The following is a 23,468-nucleotide window of genomic DNA, read 5'->3' as shown; positions in this document are numbered from 1 at the left end:
CTAGCGGGCGCCGAGTTCGGCGACCAGGCCGGTGATGCGGGCGAGTAGCGCCGGTTCCTCCGTGAGCGCGGGGTCGAGAGCGCTCAGGATCTCGGGCAGGGTGCGTTCGGCGGCAGCCTCGGCGGCAGCCTCGGCGTCCGGTGCGGCGGCCGGGGCGGCGAGTTCGAAGGCTGCCCAGGCGGCCACGGCGCGGGCGGCGGCCTCGCCGGTGCGCCCGGCCTCGCGTTCGGCGCGCAGGACCGGGAGGATGCGCAGCCGGATCTTGGTCACGTTATCCAGCGCGATCTGCGCCAGGTTATGCCGGATGCGCGGGTTCTCGAATCGCTCGATCAGCTGTGCACGGTAGCGGGGGAGTTCCAGCTCGGGGGCCGTGAGGTGGCGGGCAGCCTCGTCCCAGAATGCCTCAACCCAGCCGCGGCAGGCGGGATCCGCCAGTGCCTCGGCGACGGTCTCGTGTCCGCGCAGGCGTCCGGCCGAGGCGAGCAGGGTGTGCGCGCCGTTGAGCAGCCACAGCTTGCGTGCCTCGAAGGGCTCGATGTCCTCCACGAAGCGGGCACCCGCGTGTTCCCAGGCGGGGCGTCCGGCGGGGAAGTCTCCGCTGAGAACCCAGTCGAAGAACGGCTCGGTAACCACCGGGGATGCATCAGCGAACCCGGTCAGCTCGGCGGCGGTCTCGACATCCTCGGGGGTCGTGCGCGGGGTGATCCGGTCGATTGAGGTCGAGACGCTCGACACGTGGGCGGCGATCCACTCGGCCAGGCCCGGGTCCACCGCGGCGGCGAAGTCGGCGAGCATCGCCCGCACCAGCTCGCCGTTTCCGGGCAGGTTATCGCAGGAAACGATGGCGATCGGCCCGGCACCCGCGGCTCGGCGCGCTGCCAGGCCGTGCACCAGGCGGCCGGGAGCGGTTTCGGGATCGCGGTGCCCGAAACCCTCAATGTCCGCGCGGACCGCGGGATCGGAGGTATCCAGCGCGCCATCGGCACCCAGCCGGTAGCCCGCCTCGGTAATGGTCAGGGTGATCAGGACCGTGGTATCGGCGGCAACCAGGGCACTCCAGGTCGGGATATCCGACCCCGGATACACCGCCACGATGCTGTCCACGATCTCGGCCCGGTCGCCCTCGGCGGCGCGGGTGATCAGCGTATACAGCCCGCCCTGCGGTGCCAGCTCATCGGCCACGGTGGTACTGCGCCCGGTGAAGGCGGCGATACCCCACTCGCCTGCGGTATCGGCCAGGCCGGTGAGCCACGCCTGGTGGGCGCGGGCAAACGCGCCGATGCCCAGGTGGACGATGCGCACCGGCGCCGCGGTGCCGGGGTCGCGGGTCAGACGGGGAGCGGTAGTCGTGGACACTAGAGGGCCTCCTCGGAAGACTTGGATGAGGCGGTCGAAGCGGCGGAGTCAGTCCCAGCCCCCGAGCTCTCACCCGTCTCAGCGCTCAGGCGCAGCAGCACCTTGCTGCTGCCGGTGGAGCGATCCGCGGCGGTTTCGAACGCGGCCAGGGCATCGTCGAGATCGAACTCATGGGTGAGCAGCGGCTCGACGTTCAGCCCGCCTGCCAGCAGCTCGATCGCCCGATCAAACTCCCCGGCAAAGCGGTAGGTCCCGCGGTAGTCGATCTCGCGGCTGACCAGCGCCCCGAGTCCCACCGATACGTTGCCGGTGGGCAGGTTGCCCACCTGGACCACGATGCCGCCGCGCGCGGTCGCGCCGAGCACATCGCCCACGGTGGCCGGAACCCCGGACGCCTCGAAGGCAACGTCCACATCCTCGGGCAGTGCCTCGCCCTGGGCGCGATTGATGAGCACGTGGGCACCCATCGCGCCGGCGATCTCCAGTGAGGAGGCCGCCACATCCGAGGCATAGACCGTGGCCGCGCCGGCGGAAACCGCGGCGGCCACCACCAGGGCACCGATCGGCCCGGCACCGTTGACCAGAACCCGCTTGCCCGCGAGGGAACCGGCCCGGGTGATCGCGTGCAGGGCGACCCCCAGTGGCTCGGCCACCGAGGCGGTCCGGGTGGACACGCCCGCGGGCAGCGCCCGCAGCTGATCCACCCGGACCACGCGCAGGGTCGAGAACCCACCCTGGGTGTGTGGGGTAAACGCGGCCGAACCGAAGTAGCGCACCTTCGAGTGCAGGTTGTCGCGGCCCGCGAGTTCGGGGGCCAGGGTCGATCCCTCGGCGATGCTCGCCGGGTGGATGGTGACCGGTGTACCCACGGGGATCGAGGATCCACCATCGCCAAAGGCGACCACGGTTCCGGCCACCTCATGGCCGAGAATCAGTGGTTCGGTCAGCACCGCGGTCCCCGAGATTCCCGAGCGCCAGTAGGCGATATCCGACCCGCAGATCCCGCCCCACTCCAGTCGGACCAGGGCTTCGCCCGGTCCGGGAACGGGGTCGGGCACGGTGTCGATCCGGAGGTCTCCGGCGGCGTGAACGGTAACGGCTTTCATGCTGATTCCTTGTGTAGGGCGATGGTGGATCGAGGGATCCGGGTTAGGCGGCGTCGCGCAGATCGGTCAGGTCGCGGCCACGCGTCTCGGGGGAGACGATGGCGGCAACCAGGGCCACCACCGAGTAGCCGATCATCATGGCGGCAATCGGCCACCAGGATTCGGTGAGCGCGACCAGCCAGGCGGCCACAACCGGACCGATACCGGCGGCGATGATGCCACCGAACTCCTTGGCCAGGGCCAGCTGGGTGTAGCGGTTGCGAGCACCGAACAGCTCGGGCAGGAACGAGGACTGGACCGAGAACATACCCAGCACCGACACCGAGAGGCCGATGATCAGGGCGAGCGAGATCAGGAAGGTGTCACCGGTGTTGATCATCAGCATCGCCGGGACCGCAAACAGGGCCTGGAAGATGGTGACCGCGATGTAGATCGGGCGGCGGCCGAAGCGGTCGCCGAGCCAGCCGAACAGCGGGACGGTCGCGAAACCAATGACCGAACCGATCATGATCGCGGTGGTGCCCACGGCGCGATCCACCAGGATTGCGGTGGCGATGTAACCGATCAGGTAGGTCTGGATGATGCCGGAGTTGCCCGACTCACCAAAGCGCAGACCCATCGCGATCAGGAACGAGCGGCCCTTCTTGGAGTGCAGGGCCTCACCCAGGACGTTGCGGTGTGCGGGCTCAGCCTTGAGCTCGGCCTTGGACAGGGCGACGCCATCAACCACGTCTGCGCGGCCCTCGAAGACCGGGCTTTCCTTGAGCTTGAGGCGGATCCACAGGGCGAAGAACATCACCAGGAACGAGGCGATGAAGGGGACGCGCCAGCCCCAGTCGAAGAGCATGTCCTCGGGCATGAACGCGACCAGCGCGGCCCAGATACCCGAGGCGAGCAGGGTTCCCGAGTTGGTGCCCAGGGCTACCAGCGAGGACACCAGTCCTCGACGCGAGGTGGGCGCGTACTCGGCCAGCATGACCGAGGCTCCGGCGATCTCGGCACCGGCACCGAATCCCTGTGCCAGTCGCAGGATAACCAGCATGATCGGGGCCCAGATGCCGATCACGGCATAGGTGGGCAGGAAGCCGATCAGGGTGGTGGCACCACCCATCAGGGCGATCGTGATGACCAGGACCTTGGTGCGACCGATCCGGTCACCCATCCGGCCGAAGTACCAGGCGCCCAGCGGGCGGGCGACATAGCCCACCGCGTAGGTCCCGAGGCTGGCGATCAGGGCGACGGCGGGGGAGGCGTCGGGGAAGAAGATCTTGTTAAAGACGAGGGCGGCGGCGAGGGAGTAGAGCTGGAAGTCCATGAACTCCAGTGCGGTTCCGAGCCAGCCGGAGACGGCTGCGCGACGGAGATCCGCGAAGGACCGCTTCGCCGGGGCGGCGACGGTGTGTGCCATAACGACACTCCTTACTTCGTTGTAGGGCGCTAATACGTTGGGGGTTCCACGTTGAAACCCTGCGCAGACACTAAGGTAACACAAACCTGTCAACCTGTCATATAGGTTGGATGAACAGGAGAATCAACGGCGTGTCTGCCGGGGTGGTGTGGACGGGCCGCGCCGTGTTTCGCGGGGGCGAGAATCGGCCGTTAGGCGAGACCCGGTCGTGCCTCGAGCGAGGTCACCAGCGCCATCGTCGACGCCATATGCGCCTCCATGGCCGTGCGCGCGGCGGCCGGGTCGTGGGCGCGGATCGCGTTCACGATGCCGCGGTGCTGATCCTGCTCGGAGCCCACCAGGCGGTTCTGTTCGCGATAGCTGCGCACCTCCACCATGGTCTCGAACAGCTTGGCGCCCACCGATTCGGTGAACCAGGTGAGCGCGCTGTTATTGGCGGCGCGAGCGATTTCTAGGTGCAGTAGGGCGTCCAGGCGCGGATACAGGTCGGTGTCGCCGAGGGCGAGTTCCATCCGCTCGATTAGGGCTCCGAGGATCGCGATGCTCTCCTCGCTGGCGCGCTCGGCGGCGAGGCTCGCGGCCTGCACCTCGAGCGGGACCCGCACCTCCATCAGGGCGGTCAACGGGGCGGCCTCGCGCTGCAGGGCGCGGCCGAGAAAGAGCGAGATCAGGTGACCATCCAGCTCGCGGACCACCGCGTTGCGGCCGCTGGCGATCTCCACCAGACCGATCGCCTCAAGCGCGCTCAGCGCCTCCCGAACCACCGGTCGGCTGGCCCCAAACTGCTCACCCAGCGCCGCGGTGGAGGGCAGCGAGTCGCCGGGGTTCAGCTCGTTACGCGAGATGTACAGCACCAGGGCGTCGAACATCTGCAGGCTGAGCTTATTGCGCGACACGGGTTCGAGCATGGGGGCCTCCTGGGTGCGAGGGTGCGGGGATGCGCGTGCACGGGGTACGCAGCGCCGAGAATCCGGGCCGCGGCGGTGTCCCGAGTCTATCGCCGGGGCACCGCCGGGCGGCGCAGGAGGGGCGCGTGCCGTGCGGATCTGCGCGGGTTCGCCCGGGTTAGCTGGTCGACAGAGCTTCCGTCGGGGGGAGCCGGGCGGCGCGAATCGAGGGGTAGACGCCGGCCACCGCGCCCACCAGCACCGCGCCGACCAGTCCGCCGGCCACCGACTCCGGGGGGATGACCACGGGCCAGCCCTGCAGCAGCGTATAGCCGAGTGTTCCGGCGAGCCCCAGCAGCGTCCCGATCACCCCACCGGCCCCGGCCAGGAACACGGCCTCGATCAGGAACTGCACACGAATCTGCCCGCGCGCGGCCCCCAGGGCGCGGCGCAGACCGATCTCGCGGCGGCGCTCCAACACCGAGACGATCATCGTGTTGGCCACGCCGATTCCGCCCACCACCAGGGCGACCCCGGCGAGCCCGAGAAACAGGCCCGAGAAGGTGTTCTGGGTGTGCCGCTTGGCCAGCAGGGCCTCCGAGGGGCTGCTCACCTGAATCAGTCCGGGCGTCTGCGGATCGAGGGTTGCCGGGAGGACCGCGCGTACAGCCTCGATCTGTGACTCCTCGGCGGTCAGGTACACCACGCTGGATCGGCCGTCGAACCCGAAGGTGCTGCGGGCCGCATCCCAGCCGATGAACACCGCCTGTTCCAGCTCGGGGGTCACCGGCATCGCGGCCAGGATGCCGATCACCGCAAAGCGGGTGCCGCCCACATCGATCAGCCGCGCGGGCCGATTCGGGTCCACCTCGGCGATGCCCAGCCAGCGAGCCGCCTGCGATCCCAGCACCACGGTGGGATGGGCGGCAGCGGAGGGATCGAGGAAGCGTCCCGAGGCGATCCTCCCGTGCACGGTGGTCAGCAGGTTATCGGGGGCGGCGAGGGTGGTGATGCCGGTGCTCAGGGTGTCTCCGACGTACTCGGTCCGGCGCACGGTCTGGTGCACGTTGGCCACCGCCGAGACGTGTTCCACCGGCCCGATCCGCCCGGCCATCGCCGGGGCCCCGGGGTCCAGGGTGATCGGATTATCCGGCGAGGAAGCGGGCTGCGCCACCAGAATATTGGTGCCCAGCGCCGAGATATCGTCCAGCAGTTTTTGCTGTCCGGACGCGGGAATCGCGGTCACCAGGACCAGGGTCGCGATGCCGATCGCGATCCCCAGCCCCGAGAGTGCCGCACGCCCGAGACGTCCGCGTACCCCCTCCAAGCCGAGGCTCAGCACGTCGAGCGGACTCAGCCGGGCGCGCGGACTCAGGCGGGCGCGCGGACTCGGGCGGGCGGGCGCGGCGCTCATGCGGCCACCCGCTCGCTCAGCCGGCCGTCGTGGATTTCGACCCGGCGGGGCAGCTCGGCGGCGATCTGCCGATCGTGGGTAATCAGCGCGATCGTGGCACCCTCGCGGTTGAGCTCAAGGAACAGGTCGAGAATCCGGCGCCCGGTGACCGAGTCCAGCGCGCCGGTGGGTTCATCGGCGAGGATCAGCGCGGGGGAGTTGACCAGGGCCCGGGCGATGCCCACCCGTTGCCGCTCCCCGCCGGAGAGCTCGTGGGGGCGGTGGGTAAAACGGTCGGCGAGGCCCACCCGATCCAGGGCCTCGCGGGCCAGGGCCGGACGCTGGCGACGCGGGACGCCGGCATAGAGCAGGCCCGTCGCCACGTTGTCCACGGCGGAGAGACGCTCGTTGAGGTGCGACTGCTGGAACACAAACCCCAGGGTGCTTGCCCGCAGCGTCGAGAGCTCACGGTCGTTCATCCGGGGAACCGAGCGGCCCTGCAGCAGCACCTCGCCCGAGGTCGGGCGATCCAGGGTGCCACAGATGTTGAGGAGTGTGGACTTGCCCGATCCCGAGGGGCCCACGATCGCCAGACACTCGCCCGCGTGGATGTCGAGGGAGACCCGATCCAGCGAGGTCACCCCACCCGCATAGCGCTTGGTGACCTCGCTCAGGGAGAGGACCGCAGTCGGACGTTCCGGCTGAGGCTGTCGCCGGGACTCTGCGGTCACGAGGCCACCACCACCCGGAGACCCTCAGTGACGCCGTCGCCGGAGATCTCCACGTTTCCATCGGCAAAGAGGCCGGTGGTCACGGCGATGAGTTTCCCGGCCGGGGTCTCGATGGCCTGCGCCCCACCCTGCACGGTGATCAGCGCGGTCACCGGGACGATCAGCACGCCGGGGTGAGTCTGCCCGATGAAGCGCACCCGGGCACCCCCGGTTCCCGCGGCGGTGAGCTTTTCGGCGTCGGCGGCCTCGGTGGTCAGGGTGACGGTGATGCTGGGGGTGCCGCCGCCCGAATCCCCGGCGGGCGGGTTCTGGAGTGCGGAAATGGTGCCGGTGAGGGTCGAGCCATCAGGCAGCGTGACCGGAGCCTGTGCTCCCACGGCGATCCCACCCGCGCTGCCCGCGGGTACCGGGACGGTGATGACCCGGGTGGTGTCGGTCACGGTGAGGACCGGCCCGGAGGCGGGGTCGCCCACCCGCGCGCTGATCGCGTTGATCCGCAGCGGACCGGGGTTCACCAGGAAGCGTTCGGGACTGATGATCCCGGTCTGGTCGAGCCCCTGCTTTTTCTGCCAGCGCTTAATGGCCGCCGAAAGCGCCGGGGTGAACACGCGATCCTCGCCGCCGCGCTGGGGTCCCACCGTGTAGCCCAGGGCCGCTAAATTATCGGCGACCACGGCCACGTCCTTGCCGTGCGGCGGACGCGGCGGGGTGGGGGGAGTCTGCGGCGGTGTCGCCGGGGGAGCACTCGGGTCGTCGGAGTTGCCCGTGTTGCCGGAATCGCCGGTATTAGCCGTGCCGCCGCCGGTCGTCCCTCCACTGCTGCCGCCGCCGGTCGTCCCTCCACCGCCGGAAGGCGTCCCAGCGAGCGAGAGCTCGCGGTAGAGCGGCGTGGTCCCGATCAGCAGCGTGACCGGCTCATCGTTGACCCGATACAGCTGGTCGCCCTGGTTGATCACGGTGCCGGCGGCCGGCAGCAGGGTGATGATCCCGGTGCCGGGACCGGTGACCGGATGAGCCGCCCCGAAATCGATTGTGGCCGGATAGTCGGTTCCGGTGGCAATATCGCCGCGGGTCACGGTCGCGGTGGGTCGGTGATCCACCTTCGCGGGCGGCGGCGCAGTGGGGGCCAGGGTCAGCGCGAGCCCCGTGGTCGCGGTGCCCACCAGCACAACCGCGATCCCGGAAATCCAGAGGGTGCGTTTGCCCGGGCGAAAGCGCCGCGTCACTTGCCGCTCCCGAACGCCTGCAGGGTGCACTTCTGGTCGATGTCCCCGGCGTTATCGGGGATCGAGGTCATACTGTCGTCGTAGTTGGCATCGAGGTTTTGCGCGTTCAGCAGGTGCATAAAGATTCCGTGATCGCGCAGGCAGGAGATCCACGCCACCGACTGATCGCGGAACTTCGGATTGGTGGCGGCCTCCAGCTCCTTCGGCATCAGCGGGAGGAGGTTCGTGCACGCGGCCTTGGCGGTGTCGGGCACCGGATCGGCGGCCCGCGGATAGGTGTCGGACTTGGTGCCCGACTGCCCGGCGGCCCCCGGTGCGTTGCGGCCGTTATCGGCGGTCGCACCGTGGGCGATCAGGCAGGCGTTCCACGCACCGATCAGCTGGTCGCGCCGCTCGGGGGAGTCGTCCAAACGCATCTGCGGGCGGCCCGAGCCCTCGCCATCCGCGGTGTTCCCGGTGGGTGCATTCGAGGTTCCCGCATCGGTCCCGGCACTCGAGGAGACACGCGGAAGCTCGGCGACCCGGGTGATCCCGGTGTCCGGGTCCTGGGCGCAGCCGCTGAGGACCGCGGCAAGAATCAGTGCCGGGACCAGCAGGATCCGCGGCGTCAAAAACGATCGTGAAACAGTCATGGCGGCCACGCTAGGCACATAATGTCAGGCAAATGTTAGGAACGTGTGTGCGTTTGCCCCAACGAGCGTGATCCGCCGGTTTTCCGCGGATTCCCGGGCTTAGACTACCGTCATGGCCGAACTGTTAATTGCCGAGGATGACCCCGCGCAGGCCGAGCTGATCCGGCTCTATGCGCAGAATGAGGGGCACCACGTGACCGTGGTCCCCGATGGGCGTGCGGCCCTCGACGAGGTGCGCCGGAAGACCCCGGATCTGCTGATCCTCGACGTGATGATGCCCCGGTTGGACGGCCTGGACGTGTGCCGCATCCTGCGTGCCGAATCCGCGGTCCCGATTCTCATGGTCACCGCCAAAACCTCCGAGGATGACCTGCTGCTGGGCCTCGATCTCGGCGCCGACGACTACCTCACCAAGCCCTACAGCCCGCGCGAGCTGATGGCCCGGGTCCGCGCGCTGCTGCGCCGCGACGCCCGGGGAACGGTGGCACAGGTGATCCGCGTGGGGGCGCTGGAGATTGATCCGGGCCGCCATGAGGCGCGGCTCGGGGGCACGGTTTTGGACCTGACCCCCGGTGAGTTTGCGTTTCTCGCCCAGCTCGCGCAGGCCCCGGGCCAGGTCTTTACCCGTGAGCAGTTGATCCGCAACCTGCACGGGGTGGACCGCTATATCTCCCGGCGGACAATCGATGTCCACGTGTCCAATGTGCGCAAGAAGGTTGAGCAGAACCCCGCTCATCCGCTGCTGATTCGCACGATTTACGGGGTGGGTTATAAGCTGCTGGATCCCGATGCGTAGGCCGGTGGATCCCGGCCACCGGGTGCCGTGGCCGCGCAGCCTGGTGGTGCCGCTGTTTGTGATGACCGCGGCAATCGTGGCGGTGTCCGTGGCCGCGGCCGTCTGGATGACCGTGTCGGCCACCGCGACCGCCGTGGAGCAGAAGCGCGATCAGACGGTCACCACCGATACCGCCGTCTATAACGACCTGGTGGGCTACGCGGCGACCCACACCCATTGGGATGCCGTCGGCCCGGTGCTCAGGCGACTGGCGAGCGAGAACGAGGTGACCCTGACCCTGATGGATGAGTCGGGGGACCTGATCGCCACAACCGCTAAAAAGTCGGCCCAGCTGCCCCGGCCCGACCTGGCACGCGCGATCCTCAACCCGCTGGCGCTGGATCCCTCCCTTGCCCCCTCGGCGCGGATCACCGCCCCGGAACCGGATGAGGACCCCGATCCGGGCGAGTCTGCGGCACCCAGTTCGGCCCCCACCTCGGAACCCTCCGAGAAGCCCGGGCAGGCATCCGGGGGCGCGTTCCCCGCGCCCTCCCGCGACGGGACGACGGCCGGCGGGCCGCCGAGCTTCTCGGTCATCGACCCGCGGGCGGTCGGCCCGTTCCGGCTGAACGATGAGGAACGGGATCAGAAGATCGCCGAGGCGAAAACCCTGGTCGCCTGCCTGAGTACCAACGGCGTGCCCGACGTGCTGAGCGATACCGCCCCCAATGGACGCCCGCTCGTCCAGCTGCCCACGGGCACCCAGACCCCGCGCCCCTGCCTCGAGGACGAGGGTCTTCTGCGCAAGCCCACCCAGAGCGAATACACCGCCCTCCAGGCGCTGGACACCCTGGTCAACGACTGCTTGGCCCGCTCCGGTGAGGATCCGATCATCCTGGACACCGACCTGAGCTGGACCTCGGTGGACAGCGACCGGGAATCCAACCGGGGCGTGAGCGGCTGCATCGAAACCTCGCGTCAGGAACAGCTGGCCTCGAGCGTGGCCGAACCCGCGCGCCTGTTTATTCAGGGACAGGATCCCACGGCCCGCGTGTTTTGGGACTTCTCCGGGGAGAATCAGCTGCGCCTGACCCTGCTGATCGCCGGACTCCTGGTGCTGACCCTGGGCCTCAGTCTGTACGGTGGACTGCGGCTGACCCGTCCGCTGCGCACCCTGGCGGCCGCGGCCGCCCGCGCCAGCGACGGTGATCTGCGGGCCCGTGCCGACGTGCGCCGTCGCGACGAGGTGGGCGCCGTGGCCACGGCCTTCAATACGATGGCCGAGCGCCGGGAAACCCTGGAATCCTCGCGGAACGCGATGATGAGCGACATCTCCCACGAGCTGCGCACCCCGATCGCCACGATGCGCGGATGGGTCGAGGCCGCCGAAGACAACCTGGTGACCCCGGACGCCGCGTTCCTGGCCACCCTGCACCGGGAAACCCTGGTGCTGCAGCGCCTGGTGGATGATCTGCACCAGCTCTCGCTGGCCGAGGCGGGGGAGCTGTCCCTGGAAATCGAAGATATTCCGCTGCGGGAATTCCTCGATCAGTTCGAGGCCACGGCGCGTGGACTCAGCGATCCGGCGGGCATCACCCTGACCGCAATCGCCGACCCGGCTTTGCCCGCCGACGCGGTTGTGCGCGCGGACCCCTTCCGCCTGCGTCAGGCCCTGCTCAACCTGGTGTCCAACGCGGTGCGGCACACCCCGGAGGGCGGCCGCATCACGATCTCCGCCGAGCGCCGCAGCGACGCAACGCTGGGAGAGGATCGCAGTGCCGAAGCGCGGTCGAGGGATGAGCGCCGCAGCGAGGTCCGAACGAGGGATGAGCGCCCGGGCAACGAGGTTTCGGGTGGCGTGCCCGACGGTATCGCGTTCACCGTGACCGACACCGGTTCGGGCATCCCCGCCGAGGAGGTCCCGTTCGTCTTCGACCGGTTCCGCCGCGCCGATAAGTCACGCACCCGCGCCACCGGCGGCAGCGGCCTGGGCCTGGCCATCGTGCGCGAAATCCTGCGCCTCCACGGCGGCGCCGCGACCCTGTCCAGCACCCAGGGCACCGGCACCGCGGTCACCCTCTGGTTCCCCGACGCGCCGCCCCTCTCGGACCTGGGCGTCAGGCCATCCGGATGAACCCAGGGGCCGGGCACCCACGGGCCTTTACGGAGGTGGGTCGTTTTGACACGTCAATTACGTGTCAAAACGACCCTTCGCGAAAAAGCGAGTACCCGCCAGGCCGTGCCATCTCCAGCACGCACGCTCCCGGCATTGGCATTGGAACCGAACAGCGAAAAACAGGCGGCACCCACTCACTTGAGTGGGTGCCGCCTGTTGTATCGCCCGGCACGAGGCCGGAGAGTGACTAGCGCTAGCGCCTAGTGGCGGGGCTTGCGGTCGAAGCCGCGGTCTCCGCGGTCGCCACGATCCTCGCGCGGGGCGCGGTCGCGGTTCCAGCTGCCACCGCGGTCGCCACGGTCCTCACGGTTGTCGCGCTCGAAGCGGTTCTCCCGGCGGGCGGGGGCACCGCGGTCGGCGCGGATCTCGATCAGCTGACCGCTGATGCGGGTGTTTGCCAGGCGGTCCAGGGTGTCCGCGGGCATCGAGGCGGGCAGCTCCACCAGGGAGAAGTCCGGACGGATCTGGATCGCGCCGAAGTCCTCGCGGTTCAGTCCACCCTCGTTGGCCAGGGCACCGACGATCTGACGCGGCTCGACGCGGTGACGACGACCCACGGCGATGCGGTAGGTGGTCATCGGCGCGCCCGAGTTACGCGGGCGGCGCTCCTCGCGGTCAAAGCGGTTGCCACGGTCTCCGCGGTCGTCCCGGTCAAAACGCGATCCGCCACGGGTGTCACGGTCGCGACCGCCACGCTCGTCCCGGCTGAACTCGCGTGCCTCACGCTCGCGACGACGGGCGTCACGCTCGTCCTCGGCGTTGAGCAGCAGCGGGGTCTCACCCTGGGCAACCACGGCGAGGGCCGCGGCAACGTCTGCCTCGGGAACGTCGTGGTGCTCAACGTAGTGGGCGATGATGTCGCGGAAGCGATCGATCCGGCTGGTCTGCTCGAGCGCCGCGGTGATCGAGTCATCGAAGCGGCTCAGGCGGGTGGTGTTCACATCGTCCACGCTGGGCAGCGACATCTGGGTCAGCGGCTGGCGGGTGGCCCGCTCAATCGCGGTCAGCAGACGACGCTCGCGCGGGGTGACAAACGAGATCGCGTCACCGGTACGACCGGCACGGCCGGTGCGGCCGATGCGGTGCACGTAGGACTCGGTGTCCACCGGGATGTCGAAGTTGATGACGTGGCTGATGCGCTCCACGTCCAGGCCTCGTGCGGCCACATCGGTGGCAACCAGGATGTCGAGCTTGCCCGACTTCAGCTGGTTCACGGTGCGTTCACGCTGAGCCTGAGCAATGTCACCGTTGATCGCGGCGGCGGAGAATCCGCGAGCCCGCAGCTTCTCGGCCAGGGTCTCGGTCTCGTTCTTGGTGCGGGTGAAGATGATCATGCCCTCGAAGTTCTCGGTTTCGAGAATTCGGGTCAGGGCGTCAACCTTCTGGGCGTAGGACACCACCATGTAGCGCTGGGTGATGTTGGCAGACGTGGTGGTCTTGCCCTTGATGGTGACCTCTTGGGGATCGTTCAGGTACTGTGCCGAGATGCGGCGGATTGCCTGGGGCATGGTGGCCGAGAACAGGGCCACCTGCTTGGAATCCGGAGTGTCCGCGAGGATCGTTTCCACGTCCTCGGCAAAACCCATCTTCAGCATCTCGTCGGCCTCATCGAGCACGAGGAATCGCAGCTCGGAGAGATCCAGGGTGCCCTTGTTGAGGTGATCCATGATCCGACCCGGGGTACCCACAACAACCTGTACACCGCGACGCAGCGCGGAGAGCTGAACGCCGTAGCCCTGGCCACCGTAAACGGGGAGGACGCGGACGCCGCGCTGGTGGGCGGCGTACTTTTCGAACGCCTCACACACCTGCAGCGCGAGCTCACGGGTCGGCGCAAGCACGAGTGCCTGCGGGGTTTTCTGGTCCGGGTCGAGCCGGGAAAGGATCGGCAGCGCGAACGCTGCGGTCTTTCCGGTTCCGGTCTGGGCAAGGCCTACGACGTCGCGGCCCTCGAGCAGCGGGGGAATCGTGGCGGCCTGAATTGCGGAGGGGGTTTCGTACCCGACGTCCTTCAGGGCCTTCAGGACCGAGTCACTCAGTCCGAGTTCGGAGAAGGGAATGGTATCGGAGTCGGGGGAAGTCATAACTTCCAGAGTACCCGTTTTTGCCCGTGTTAGTTGACCGAAGTTTGAACGCGTGTTAGCGTTCCGGGGTGATAATCGACGAGATCGACAGGGCCTAGCCTCCGCTTCGGTGGTCGCATGTGCGCGCAGCCCCAGGGTTGATCCCCTTTTTCTGAGGGATCCCCGGGCTCATCATCCGCGCCCGTTTGAGAATTCCAACGGGTGCGCACTCTAGGGAGTGTCGCGGGGTTTTACCCACGCTAGGGCTCCTCTTTCTCTTCTGCTGCCCGGGCGCTGTGTGTGCGCTCGGGCAAACCGAAAGGACAACGTATGTCCCAGCACCCTCAACCCGCCATCTCGCTGTTCGATCTGAACCTGACCCGGCCCGATGGGACGGTGACCCTCGACGGACTCTCGGGCACCATCGGAGTCGGCCGCACCGGGCTGATCGGCGCCAATGGGTCGGGAAAATCCACCCTGCTTCGGCTCATCGCCGGGGAACTGACCCCGACCCGGGGTCGGGTGGTGACCGGGGGAGCGGTGGGATACCTGCCGCAATCCCTGACCCTGGATACCGACGCGACTCTGGCCGACGTCCTGGGGATCGGGCCGCAGCTGCGAGCCTTCCGCGCGATCGAATCCGGGGATGTGGATCCCCACCACTTCGACATCCTCGGCGACCGCTGGGATGTTGAGGCCCAGGGTGCCCGCGCCCTGACCGAGTGTGGACTGCCCGAGACCGACCTGGACCGGAGGATTGGCACGGTGTCCGGAGGCGAGGCCATGCTCGTCGCGATTGCCGGGCTGCGCCTGGCCCGGGCCCCGATCACGCTGCTCGATGAACCCAGCAACAACTTAGACCGTGATGCCCGGCACACCCTCTATCGGATGGTCGAAACCTGGCCGGGCACCCTCGTGGTGGTCAGCCACGACACCGTGCTGCTGGATCGGATGGAGCAGACCGCCGAACTCTTCGCCGGTTCCCTCACCGTGTTTGGCGGACCCTATTCGGCCTGGCGGGCACACCATGAACAGGAGCAGGCGGCCGCGATCCAGGCCGAGCGCAGCGCCGACCTGGCGGTCAAAAAGGAGCGGCGTCAACGTCAGGAGGCCGAAACCCTGCTGGCCCGACGGCTCCGTGCGGGTAAGAAGGCCAGCGAGCAGCGCCGCGGCGACAAGATTGTGATGAATCAGCGCGCCTCCGAGGCGCAGGAGTCGGCGGGCAAGCTGCGCGGTAACCTGGAAAACCGAGTGGAGGCCGCCACCGAGGCGCGCGACCGGGCGGCCGAGCGGGTGCGCCGGGAGGAGAGCATCCACCTGGAGCTGCCCGACCCCCGGGTGGCACGGTCGCGGCGGATTGCCGAGTTCGAGCTGTCCGGGCGCACCCGGGTCATCCAGGGACCCGAGCGGGTTGCGCTGATCGGCGGCAACGGGGTGGGGAAAACCACCCTGCTGCGCGAGCTCCTGGATTCCGGTATCCGAGTCGATCCGCACGCCGCGGGCCCGCATGGCTCGGTGTCGACCGGGGTGACAGCGCCGGGGGAGCGGGCACGTCTCCTCACCGATCGCGTGGGATATCTGGCTCAGCGTCTCGACGGCCTCACCGAGGGGGCGAGCGCGCTGGAGAACCTGCGTCAGGCGGCCCCCGAGACTCCGGACGGGGAGATTCGCGGCATCCTGGCCCGGATGCTCCTGCGCGGGGACGCGGTACATCGTCCGGTGTCCACCCTCTCGGGAGGGGAACGCTTTCGCGTCTCGCTGGCGCGGCTGCTGTTTGCCGAGCCTCCCGCCCAGCTGCTGATCCTCGATGAGCCCACCAACAATCTCGATCTCGCGAGCGTGGATCGACTGGTCGAGGCGCTGAGCGAGTATCGCGGGGCGCTGCTGGTGGTGAGTCACGATGACGCCTTCCTGGCGCGGATCCACTGCGATCGGGTCTGGGAGCTGACGACCGAGGGCGAGCTGAATGAGCGGGGAGATCTCTTCGCCGACGAACCGGGAGATTTGGGATTACCCCTTGTGCGAGAGGACTGAGTCGCGTAGGCTGATCTATTGCTGCGTTATGTGAACGCGATCTACGCCCCCTCTAGCGTGATCGGCTCCATCCGGCCGGAGTCCCGTTGCAGGATCCCGCCGACGCTTTCGGATCGTGAACATTCCGATCAATCGAAATACCCGATGTATTTCCGATTGCTCCACATCCGATATCGCGAGTATTCACACCCGGCAGGCGATCCCCGACGTGATCCGCCCGACGCCGCAGCCACCGCCATTCGGCCAGCCCGCCCCCGCGAGGCTCCGCCCCGGCACACACAAATTCGGGAGGGTGCGTTGTCGCACGCCCGGCACAGACATAAAGGAAGTAATCATGAACACCAACACCCGTATTCACCAGAGCCCGCCGACCGCGTTTTTCCTGGACGGATTCCACGCGGCCACCCGTGCCCGCAGCGTTCGTCCCGGCCACTTCGCCGCTACCCGCGCCGCCGCACTGCTGGACTGGCGTAACACCCACCTGCACCTCGGTTACCCCGAGCAGACCCGCGGCCTCGCCGAGGTTCGCCGTGGTTGGGACACCGCCGTATCCCTGGGATCCGACGTCGCCCTAGCCGCCTAGACATGCAGAGCTAAAGGCCCCGTACACGCCGTACGGGGCCTTTGTTGTACCCGGGCCTAGGACTAGGCCGCGGGCACGGTCTGGATGGTCACCCGATCCTGGTTGATGACCTCGCCGGCATCGTTGACATAGGCCACATGCACGGCCTCATGGGTGTCGGTGGTGACGTTTTCCAGGGTACGGCCGGCGGGGATCGGCAGGTATTCGGTGCCCCACTCGACCAGTGCCGAGAGCACCGGGAGTAGGGCCATTCCCGCGGGGGTCAGGTGGTAGTCGTCGCGGGCGCGTTCACCGGCCTCGCGGTAGGGGCGACGCTCCATCACGCCGGCGTCCACCAGGGAGGTGAGGCGCTTGGTGAGGATGTCGCTGGGGATGCCGATCGCGCGGAAGTCGGCAAAGCGGGTTGCCCCGGCCACGGCCTCGCGGACGATCATGAGTGACCATTTTTGTCCCAGCAGATCCAGGCTGCGGGCAATCGGACACAGGCTTTCGGGGTACAGGCCGGTCGGATTCATGACTCCAGAATACATCACGGTTTGATTTTCCAACACAGCATGCTAGGTTTGGTTTTCCAAGTGAGCGAGATGGTCTCGCCCTGATGTATCGGAGAACCCCATGACCACCCTGACCAATGCCGTAGTTCTCGTGACCGGCGCCAACGGAGGCCTCGGCATCCACTTTGTTGAGCAGGCCCTCGCCCGCGGCGCCGCCAAGGTCTATGCCACCGCCCGTACCCCGCGCACCTGGGACGACGCCCGCGTGGTGCCGCTGCGTTTGGACGTGACCGATCCCGCCTCGATCGCCGACGTGCTCGCGCAGACCGGAGACACCACCGTGCTGATCAACAACGCAGGAATCGAGAAGTTCGGCACACTGCTCACCACCAGCCCCGAGGACGTTCGCGCCATTTACGAAACCAACGTGTTCGGTCCGATCGCCCTGGTCCAGGCCTATGCGCCGGTGCTCGCCGGCCACGGCGGCGGCGCGATCATCAACGTGCACTCGGCGCTGAGCTTCTTCAGCATCCCGGGCGTCTACTCGTCTACCAAGTCGGCTTTCTGGGGTGCCACCAACTCACTCCGGGTGGAGCTGGCGAGCCAGGGAACCCAGGTTCTGGGCGCGCACCTGGGCTACACCGACACCCCGATGATCCAGGCGCTGGACGTGCCCAAGGGTGACCCGCGCGACGTGGTCAACAACATCTACACGGATCTGGAGGCCGGTGCTCACGAGTCCCTTGCCGACGAGATTGCCCGTGGCGCGCACGCCAGCCTGAGTGCTCCGATCCATGAGCGCTACGCCGCTCAGGGGATCACCGCGGCCTAGGTTCGTACCCGTGCCCGGGGTGGGGCCGCGCTGGAGTCACCCCGGGCACGCTCGTGTGCTCGTGGACCGTCAAACCTGCGGGAGAATGGGGGAATGCGCAAGAACCGTTCCGAGCTGTCCCGATCCGATGCCGCCACTCGAATCTCCGCCTATGTCTACGGAAACCTGCTGGTTCTAGCCGCGCTGGTGAGCCAGCATCCCGACGAGGTTGCGCACGGACGGGCGGCGGTCATCGTGCTGGCCACCGGATTCACCACCTACCTCGCGCACACCTTTGCCGAATCGCTCGGCGAGCGGGTGCGCTACGACGCCAAACCCAGCCGCGAGATGGTTCGGCACGAGCTGCGCAACGCCCTGCCCATCGTCTCGGCGACCACAACCCCCGCACTGCTGCTTGCGGCCGCGGCCTGGGGCTGGATCTCGGCGCCGCTGGCGCTTGGTCTGGCGATCGCAGTGACCGTGGTGCGGATGGGCTTCCTCGGCCTGGTGTTGGGGCACCTCCGTAATAAGAAGGCGTCGCTGCGCTCGCTGCTGACCGGGATCGGACTCGCGGTCGCGTGTGCGGGGATCGCGATCCTCAAGGCCGTGCTGCTGCACTAGCCCGCGTGCCGAGCGGTCGGCACGGTAGTCACCTTGGGCGTCGAACCGCAGGGTCGGAACTCGCCCCGCGTGCCTCACCGCCGGCCCGACCCTAGCCCCGCGTGCCGCGGAGCCGCGCGGGGGAGTGTCCCGTCCAGCGCACGCACGCACGGCGCAGCGAGCGCTCATCCGCGAACCCCAGCTCCGCGCTGATCTGGATCAGCGGAAGCACGTTTTCCTCCAGCAGGTGCAGCGCGCGTTCGCGGCGCACCCCGTCGACAATCTCCGCGAAGGTGGTGCCGAGCTCGGCGAGTCGACGCCGAAGGGTCCGCTCGGTCAGGTGGAGCGCGCGGGCGGCCGCGCCGATTGCCGGAATGTCCGGCAGTGCGCGGGCGATTCGGGCTTCCAGGAGTCGATAGAGTTCCTGTCGATCTCCGATGCGGGTGGTCAGCTCGCTCAGCAGGGCGCGCATCTGGGCATGGACCCAGGGATCGGCACCGGGGAGCGCGCGCGAGGACCATCCGGCGGGCAGCGTCCACTCGGTGTGGGGCGCGTCGAAGGTCACCGGACAGCGAAAGAGCGCGCGATACTCGGCGGCATACGGGGGCTGTGCACAGGCAAAGCTCACCCGGGCCGGATGGAAACCGGGGTCGAGAGCCGTGCGCACCATTCGGGTGATGTTGGCGATGCCCTCCTCGATCAGAAAGCGGCCCACCGGATCGTCCGCCGAGACCGCCGTGAGCTCGGCCCGGACGTGGGTGTAGGTCCCGTCTTCGCGCACACTCCACACCACCATCGATCCGGCCAGGTTTTGAAACTCGATACCCAGCCGGATCGCGTCGATCAGCGTGGGGGCCGTCATCATCCCAAACCCCACAGGTCCCGAGGCGGCGATGTGCTGCGCGGTGCCCACCAGGAGGCCCAGGTCCGCGCGTGGGCTGCGCGTAAGCGCCGCGCGAATGACCGCGTCCCCCTGGCGAAAGGAAACCCGTAGCTCGGGACTGTCTAGGAGGTCCGGGGTGAGGCCGACGCGGTCCAGGGCGTCACCGAGGGTGACGCCGAGCTCCCCGGACACCCGAGCCAGATAGCGCAGGATATTGGGCGCGATGGCGGCCGAGATCGCGCCTGCGGGTGGGGTTGGCGTGGTGCCCCTGGAGATCAAATCGGCCATGAACAGACAATAGCACTGGCCGCTAGAGTCCGCTATTGGTCCGTCGGGGCCCGCGAAATCGAGGCATCGCGGCGATAGCGTGGCTGCAGGCGTCCACGAGGACGTGGCCGCCGGTCCGATTGGAGTCACGATGAGCACCGCAGCCCTCCCCAAGAATCTGCATAACACCTGCGTGATCGGCGCGGGCCCGGCCGGCCTGGCGGTCGCCCGGGCCCTCGCCCAGCACGGGCTCCCGTATACACAGATCGAGCGCCATACCGCCACCGGTGGGGTCTGGGATATCGATGCCCCGGGCACCCCCATGTACGAGTCGGCGCACTTTATCTCCAGCCGTACCCTCTCCGGGTTCGACGGTTTTCCGATGCCCAACACCTATGCCGACTATCCGCCCCACCGCGACATCCTCGCCTACCTGCGCGCCTTCGCCGACGCGTACGGGCTGACCGAGAGGATCGAGTTTGGGGTGACGGTGAAAAACATCACCAAGCTGGAGGACGGATCCTGGCTGGTCGAGCGCGCCGACGGCACCGCGACCAGACACGACAACGTGGTCTCCTGCACCGGTGCCCAGTGGTTCCCTAATGAGCCCGAGATCCCCGGCACCTTCAGCGGCGAGGTGCGTCACACGCTGACCTACCGCAGCCCGCACGAGTTCGAGGGCAAGCGGGTGCTGGTGGTGGGCGCGGGTAACTCCGGCTGCGATATCGCCTGCGATGCCGCCCGCAGCGCCGACCGAGCGGTGATCAGTATGCGCCGGGGCTACTGGTTTATCCCCAAGCACATCTTTGGCCAGCCGGTGGACGTGTTTGCCGAAAACGGACCGCACCTGCCCAAGCGGGTCGAGCAGGCGGTGTTTGGCACGATGCTGCGCCTGCTGATGGGCAAGCCCGAGCGGCTGGGCCTGCAAAAGCCCGACCACCGGCTGTTTGAAACCCATCCGGTGCTCAACTCGATGCTCTGGCACCACCTGCAGCACGGGGATATCGAGGCGCGGCCGGGGATCAAAACCACCGCGGGCAAAACCGTGACCTTCACCGATGGGCGCAGCGAGGACTTCGACCTGATCCTGCTGGCCACCGGCTACCGCCACCTGGTCCCGCACGGGCAGGAGTATTTTGGTGATCCCCAGCACCCCGACCTCTACCTCAGCTCGTTCTCGCGCGAGCACGCCGGGCTCTTCGGGGTCGGGTATGTGGAGACCAACAGCGGTGCCTACCAGGTGTTTGACCTGCAGGCCCAGCTGATCGCCAACTATCTGGCCGCCCGGGCGAACGGGGCCGACAGCGCCGCCCGCTTCGCGTTCCTGATCCGCACCGAACGGCCCGATCTGAGTGGCGGGGTGAAGTTTGACCGGTCCCCGCGCCACCGCGGCTATGTGGACTCCCACGCGCTGACCTCGCACCTGCGCAAGCTCTTCACCCAGATGGGATGGGACCCGAGGGCGACGACCCCGACCGGCGGATCCGCGGCGAAATCGGGGCGAACGGCCCGGGAGCAATCGGCCCGGGAACGGGTGCGCTGAGATGGCCTATAACTATGCGGGCAAGGTGATCGTGATCACCGGTGGAGCCGGGGACATCGGCATGTCCCTGGCACGCCGAATCGCGCCGCTGGGGGCCCGGGTGGTCCTGGTGGATATTCGAGCTGAACGCGCGGTGACTCAGGCGGCCACCCTCCCCGTGCATCCGGCCGCCGGGGGTACCCACGTGGGACTCGGCTGTGACCTGACCAAGCGGGACCTGGTGGAGGAGCTGATCGCGCACATCGAGGCTACCTTTGGCCGCATCGACGTGCTGGTCAACAACGCCGGGATGACCTCCTCGGAGCGCTTTGCCGAGCGCAGCGTGGAGAGCATCGAGCGCGAGCTCACCGTAAACCTCACCGCACCGCTGGTGCTCACCCGGCTGGCCATCCCGCTGCTGGAGCGTGCGGGCGACCCGCGGATCATCTCCACGGTGTCGCTCGGCGGAGTCTTCCCGCTCGGGGAAACCCCGATCTATACGGCCTCGAAGTTTGGATTGCGCGGGGCAATGCTCTCGATCGGCCTCGACCTGGCTGCCCGCGGGATCCGGGTCGGCTCGGTGCTGCCCTCGGCCACCGACACCCGGATGCTGCGCCAGGAGGCGATCGAGGGGGGCAACTCGCTCCAGTTCCAGGATCCACCCCAGCCGCCCGAACGCGTAGCCCAGGCCATGATGAGCCTGCTGGATCGGCCGCGGCTCGAAGCCTATCCGCGGATCGGTGAATCGCGACTGCTGCGCGCGGTCATGACGATGCCCAACGTGCTGCCGCGCCTGCTGCCGATGTTCCGCAAGCGCGGGGATCGGGGCATGGCCAAATTTGTCCGGGAGCTCGCCGCCCGCGGTGACATCGTCCAGACCGAGACCGGCTGGCGGCTCGCCGAGGGCGAGGCTCACCCCGAACTCACCCAGCCGTAGCGTCAGCCCGGCACCCGCACCGGCGCCCGCATCCGCACCCGTTACCCAGCCCCGGCCCGCTCCCACCAACCCGAAGGACCCCTCCGTGACTCAGCCCGCCATCCTGCCCCTTCTGCGCCCCCGCGACGGATCGACCGGCGATACCCCGATCCCCGCGGTCTCGGCCGCCGAAGTTTCCGAGCATGCCCGCGACGCCGAGCGCGTCTATGCCTCCGGAGTTTGGTCGGGCCTGGAACCTCGGGACCGGGCGGCGGTGCTGCTGCGCCTGGCCGACCTCATGCAGCGCGACGCAGACGTGCTGGCCCGGCTCGAGTGTGAGGACGCGGGCAAGCCGATCCGCGAATGCGTGGAAAACGACGTCCCCGGGGCGATCGAATCGATCCGCTGGTTCGCCGAGGCCGTGGACAAGCTCACCGGTCAGACCACCCCGGCGGGCCCGGGCGTCATCGCCCTGACCGAGCGCGAACCCTTCGGCGTGGTCGCCGCGATCCTGCCCTGGAACTATCCGTTGGCGATGGCCGCCTGGAAGATCGCCCCGGCGCTCGCGGTGGGCAACTCCCTGATCCTGAAGCCCGCCGACACCACGCCGCGCTCGGTGCTGCACGTGGAAAGGCTCGCGCTCGAGGCGGGGATCCCCGCCGGTGTGCTGCGGGTACTGCCGGGAACCGGGGCCGAAACGGGGGCGGCGCTTGCCCGGGATCCGCGCATCGGCGCGCTCTCCTTCACCGGGTCGACCCGCACCGGTCGGGTGATCCTCGCCGCGGCCGCCGAAACCAACCTCAAACGGGTCTCGCTGGAGATGGGAGGCAAGAGTCCGCAGGTTATCTTCGCCGATGCGCTGGGCTACGGGGAGGACCTGATTTCCCAGGCCATTGAGTGTGCGTTTGTGACCGCCGGGCAGAACTGCACGGCCGGATCGCGGATCCTGGTGGAGGCGTCGGTTGCCGAGGAGTTCACCCGCCGGTTTGTCGCCGCCGCGCGTGCGCTGCGGGTCGGCGACCCCGAGGACCCGAACACCGATATCGGTCCGGTGATCAACGGCGATGCCGCCCGGCGGATGCTCGCGGTGATTGAGGAGGCCCGGGCGGGCGGTGCCCGTGTGCTGCTCGGCGGCGAGGAGGTCCAGGTGATTCCGGGTGGGCATTATGTAACCCCCACCGTCTTGGACCAGGTTCCCGCGGATGCCCGCATCCTGAGTGAGGAGCTGTTCGGGCCGATCGTCACGGTCCAGACCTTCACCACCGAGGCCGAGGCGATCGCGCTGGCCAATCACACTCCCTACGGCCTGGCCGCGTCGGTCTGGTCCTCGAACATCGACCGGGCCCTGGGCGTGGCCCGCTCGATCCGCGCCGGTGTGGTCTCGATTAACTCCTACAGCGAGGGGGACCTCACCAGCCCGTTCGGTGGCTGGGGCGAGTCTGGCTTCGGCGGGGTCGAGAAGTCGCTGCGCGCGTTTGAACAGTGGACCCGGGAGAAGGCGATCTGGGTGCAGCTGCACCGCTAGCGGTCCCCTCGGCCCAGCCGCGCCGGTCGCTCACGCCCGCCGTGCAGCTTGGCTCGAACTTCCCGGCTGGCCGAGCAGCC

At 68.4% G+C, this 23,468-nt stretch carries 20 protein-coding genes; 9 read left to right on the top strand and 11 right to left on the bottom strand.

Annotated elements, in window-relative coordinates:
• The 8 genes from D9V34_RS06495 to D9V34_RS06460 form a co-directional block, all read right to left on the bottom strand.
• Entirely contained in the window at positions 1–1,356 is a 1,356-nt protein-coding gene (locus tag D9V34_RS06495) for a mannitol dehydrogenase family protein (protein ID WP_121688037.1), read from the bottom strand.
• Positions 1,356–2,462 carry an L-idonate 5-dehydrogenase gene (locus tag D9V34_RS06490; RefSeq protein WP_121688036.1) on the bottom strand — a complete coding sequence of 369 codons (1,107 nt, stop codon included), beginning with the start codon at positions 2,460–2,462 and terminating at the stop codon, positions 1,356–1,358. Before D9V34_RS06490 ends, D9V34_RS06495 begins: the two co-directional genes overlap by 1 nt.
• Before the next feature lie 43 nt (positions 2,463–2,505).
• On the bottom strand, positions 2,506–3,870 hold the full coding sequence (locus tag D9V34_RS06485) for an MFS transporter (RefSeq protein ID WP_121688035.1): 1,365 nt from the start codon (positions 3,868–3,870) through the stop codon (positions 2,506–2,508).
• Positions 3,871–4,061: 191 nt separating this feature from the next.
• Entirely contained in the window at positions 4,062–4,778 is a 717-nt protein-coding gene (locus tag D9V34_RS06480) for a FadR/GntR family transcriptional regulator (protein WP_121688034.1), read from the bottom strand.
• A gap of 157 nt (positions 4,779–4,935) precedes the next feature.
• Entirely contained in the window at positions 4,936–6,171 is a 1,236-nt protein-coding gene (locus tag D9V34_RS06475) for an ABC transporter permease (RefSeq protein ID WP_121688033.1), read from the bottom strand.
• Positions 6,168–6,881 (bottom strand): ABC transporter ATP-binding protein, encoded by a 714-nt coding sequence (locus tag D9V34_RS06470; protein WP_121688032.1) that lies wholly within the window; start codon positions 6,879–6,881, stop codon positions 6,168–6,170. Before D9V34_RS06470 ends, D9V34_RS06475 begins: the two co-directional genes overlap by 4 nt.
• A complete protein-coding gene (locus D9V34_RS06465; RefSeq protein ID WP_121688031.1) occupies positions 6,878–8,107 on the bottom strand; it encodes a peptidoglycan-binding protein in 1,230 nt (409 codons plus the stop codon). Before D9V34_RS06465 ends, D9V34_RS06470 begins: the two co-directional genes overlap by 4 nt.
• Positions 8,104–8,739: a hypothetical protein gene (locus D9V34_RS06460; RefSeq protein WP_147441628.1), complete on the bottom strand. Its 636-nt coding sequence runs from the start codon at positions 8,737–8,739 to the stop codon at positions 8,104–8,106. Before D9V34_RS06460 ends, D9V34_RS06465 begins: the two co-directional genes overlap by 4 nt.
• Positions 8,740–8,851: 112 nt before the next feature.
• Between D9V34_RS06460 and D9V34_RS06455 the strand changes: the two genes are divergently transcribed.
• Together D9V34_RS06455 and D9V34_RS06450 are read left to right on the top strand one after the other, a co-directional pair.
• On the top strand, positions 8,852–9,535 hold the full coding sequence (locus D9V34_RS06455; RefSeq protein ID WP_220700549.1) for a response regulator transcription factor: 684 nt from the start codon (positions 8,852–8,854) through the stop codon (positions 9,533–9,535).
• On the top strand, positions 9,528–11,648 hold the full coding sequence (locus D9V34_RS06450) for a sensor histidine kinase (RefSeq protein ID WP_121688029.1): 2,121 nt from the start codon (positions 9,528–9,530) through the stop codon (positions 11,646–11,648). The genes D9V34_RS06455 and D9V34_RS06450 overlap by 8 nt, the downstream gene beginning before the upstream one ends.
• A gap of 242 nt (positions 11,649–11,890) precedes the next feature.
• Here D9V34_RS06450 and D9V34_RS06445 read toward each other — a convergent pair whose 3' ends face one another.
• Entirely contained in the window at positions 11,891–13,774 is a 1,884-nt protein-coding gene (locus D9V34_RS06445; RefSeq protein ID WP_121688028.1) for a DEAD/DEAH box helicase, read from the bottom strand.
• A 309-nt stretch (positions 13,775–14,083) separates the two neighbouring features.
• On the opposite strand from D9V34_RS06445, the gene D9V34_RS06440 reads away from it, so the two are divergent.
• Positions 14,084–15,787, top strand: coding sequence for an ABC-F family ATP-binding cassette domain-containing protein (locus tag D9V34_RS06440; RefSeq protein WP_121688027.1), 1,704 nt, complete (start codon positions 14,084–14,086; stop codon positions 15,785–15,787).
• Positions 15,788–16,121: 334 nt separating this feature from the next.
• Positions 16,122–16,370, top strand: coding sequence for a hypothetical protein (locus tag D9V34_RS06435; protein WP_030143254.1), 249 nt, complete (start codon positions 16,122–16,124; stop codon positions 16,368–16,370).
• A 62-nt stretch (positions 16,371–16,432) separates the two neighbouring features.
• On the opposite strand, the gene D9V34_RS06430 is transcribed toward D9V34_RS06435, so the two are convergent.
• Positions 16,433–16,900, bottom strand: coding sequence for a winged helix-turn-helix transcriptional regulator (locus D9V34_RS06430; protein WP_245991972.1), 468 nt, complete (start codon positions 16,898–16,900; stop codon positions 16,433–16,435).
• A gap of 85 nt (positions 16,901–16,985) precedes the next feature.
• Between D9V34_RS06430 and D9V34_RS06425 the strand changes: the two genes are divergently transcribed.
• Both D9V34_RS06425 and D9V34_RS06420 read left to right on the top strand, forming a co-directional pair.
• Positions 16,986–17,696 (top strand): SDR family oxidoreductase, encoded by a 711-nt coding sequence (locus tag D9V34_RS06425; RefSeq protein ID WP_121688025.1) that lies wholly within the window; start codon positions 16,986–16,988, stop codon positions 17,694–17,696.
• Between the two features lie 93 nt (positions 17,697–17,789).
• A complete protein-coding gene (locus D9V34_RS06420; RefSeq protein WP_051701496.1) occupies positions 17,790–18,296 on the top strand; it encodes a hypothetical protein in 507 nt (168 codons plus the stop codon).
• A gap of 91 nt (positions 18,297–18,387) precedes the next feature.
• Here the strand turns inward: D9V34_RS06420 and D9V34_RS06415 are convergent, their stop codons facing one another.
• Positions 18,388–19,446, bottom strand: coding sequence for an AraC family transcriptional regulator (locus D9V34_RS06415; RefSeq protein WP_121688024.1), 1,059 nt, complete (start codon positions 19,444–19,446; stop codon positions 18,388–18,390).
• Positions 19,447–19,525: 79 nt separating this feature from the next.
• Here D9V34_RS06415 and D9V34_RS06410 point away from each other — a divergent pair, with 79 nt between their 5' ends.
• The 3 genes from D9V34_RS06410 to D9V34_RS06400 all read left to right on the top strand — a co-directional run bounded on the left by D9V34_RS06410 (position 19,526) and on the right by D9V34_RS06400 (position 23,388).
• Complete coding sequence (locus D9V34_RS06410; RefSeq protein WP_245991943.1) at positions 19,526–20,968, top strand: flavin-containing monooxygenase; 1,443 nt, start codon at positions 19,526–19,528, stop codon at positions 20,966–20,968.
• 1 nt (position 20,969) lies between these two features.
• Positions 20,970–21,884 carry an SDR family NAD(P)-dependent oxidoreductase gene (locus D9V34_RS06405; protein ID WP_121688023.1) on the top strand — a complete coding sequence of 305 codons (915 nt, stop codon included), beginning with the start codon at positions 20,970–20,972 and terminating at the stop codon, positions 21,882–21,884.
• A gap of 85 nt (positions 21,885–21,969) precedes the next feature.
• On the top strand, positions 21,970–23,388 hold the full coding sequence (locus D9V34_RS06400; protein WP_245991941.1) for an aldehyde dehydrogenase family protein: 1,419 nt from the start codon (positions 21,970–21,972) through the stop codon (positions 23,386–23,388).
• Positions 23,389–23,468 lie beyond the last annotated feature (80 nt).

The organism is Mycetocola lacteus, from assembly GCF_003667575.1.
Taxonomy (GTDB): domain Bacteria; phylum Actinomycetota; class Actinomycetes; order Actinomycetales; family Microbacteriaceae; genus Mycetocola; species Mycetocola lacteus.
This window is presented reverse-complemented; position numbering and strand designations above follow the sequence as displayed.

Excerpts from the sequence above, each read along its gene's own strand:
- D9V34_RS06455 (WP_220700549.1), top strand. The coding sequence starts at position 8,852 with ATGGCCGAACTGTTAATTGCCGAGGATGACCCCGCGCAGGCCGAGCTG.
- D9V34_RS06420 (WP_051701496.1), top strand. The coding sequence starts at position 17,790 with ATGCGCAAGAACCGTTCCGAGCTGTCCCGATCCGATGCCGCCACTCGA.
- D9V34_RS06450 (WP_121688029.1), top strand. The coding sequence starts at position 9,528 with ATGCGTAGGCCGGTGGATCCCGGCCACCGGGTGCCGTGGCCGCGCAGC.
- D9V34_RS06480 (WP_121688034.1), bottom strand. The coding sequence starts at position 4,778 with ATGCTCGAACCCGTGTCGCGCAATAAGCTCAGCCTGCAGATGTTCGAC.
- D9V34_RS06440 (WP_121688027.1), top strand. The coding sequence starts at position 14,084 with ATGTCCCAGCACCCTCAACCCGCCATCTCGCTGTTCGATCTGAACCTG.
- D9V34_RS06430 (WP_245991972.1), bottom strand. The coding sequence starts at position 16,900 with ATGTATTCTGGAGTCATGAATCCGACCGGCCTGTACCCCGAAAGCCTG.
- D9V34_RS06460 (WP_147441628.1), bottom strand. The coding sequence starts at position 8,739 with ATGACTGTTTCACGATCGTTTTTGACGCCGCGGATCCTGCTGGTCCCG.
- D9V34_RS06425 (WP_121688025.1), top strand. The coding sequence starts at position 16,986 with ATGACCACCCTGACCAATGCCGTAGTTCTCGTGACCGGCGCCAACGGA.
- D9V34_RS06435 (WP_030143254.1), top strand. The coding sequence starts at position 16,122 with ATGAACACCAACACCCGTATTCACCAGAGCCCGCCGACCGCGTTTTTC.
- D9V34_RS06415 (WP_121688024.1), bottom strand. The coding sequence starts at position 19,446 with ATGGCCGATTTGATCTCCAGGGGCACCACGCCAACCCCACCCGCAGGC.
- D9V34_RS06490 (WP_121688036.1), bottom strand. The coding sequence starts at position 2,462 with ATGAAAGCCGTTACCGTTCACGCCGCCGGAGACCTCCGGATCGACACC.
- D9V34_RS06405 (WP_121688023.1), top strand. The coding sequence starts at position 20,970 with ATGGCCTATAACTATGCGGGCAAGGTGATCGTGATCACCGGTGGAGCC.
- D9V34_RS06475 (WP_121688033.1), bottom strand. The coding sequence starts at position 6,171 with ATGAGCGCCGCGCCCGCCCGCCCGAGTCCGCGCGCCCGCCTGAGTCCG.
- D9V34_RS06485 (WP_121688035.1), bottom strand. The coding sequence starts at position 3,870 with ATGGCACACACCGTCGCCGCCCCGGCGAAGCGGTCCTTCGCGGATCTC.
- D9V34_RS06445 (WP_121688028.1), bottom strand. The coding sequence starts at position 13,774 with ATGACTTCCCCCGACTCCGATACCATTCCCTTCTCCGAACTCGGACTG.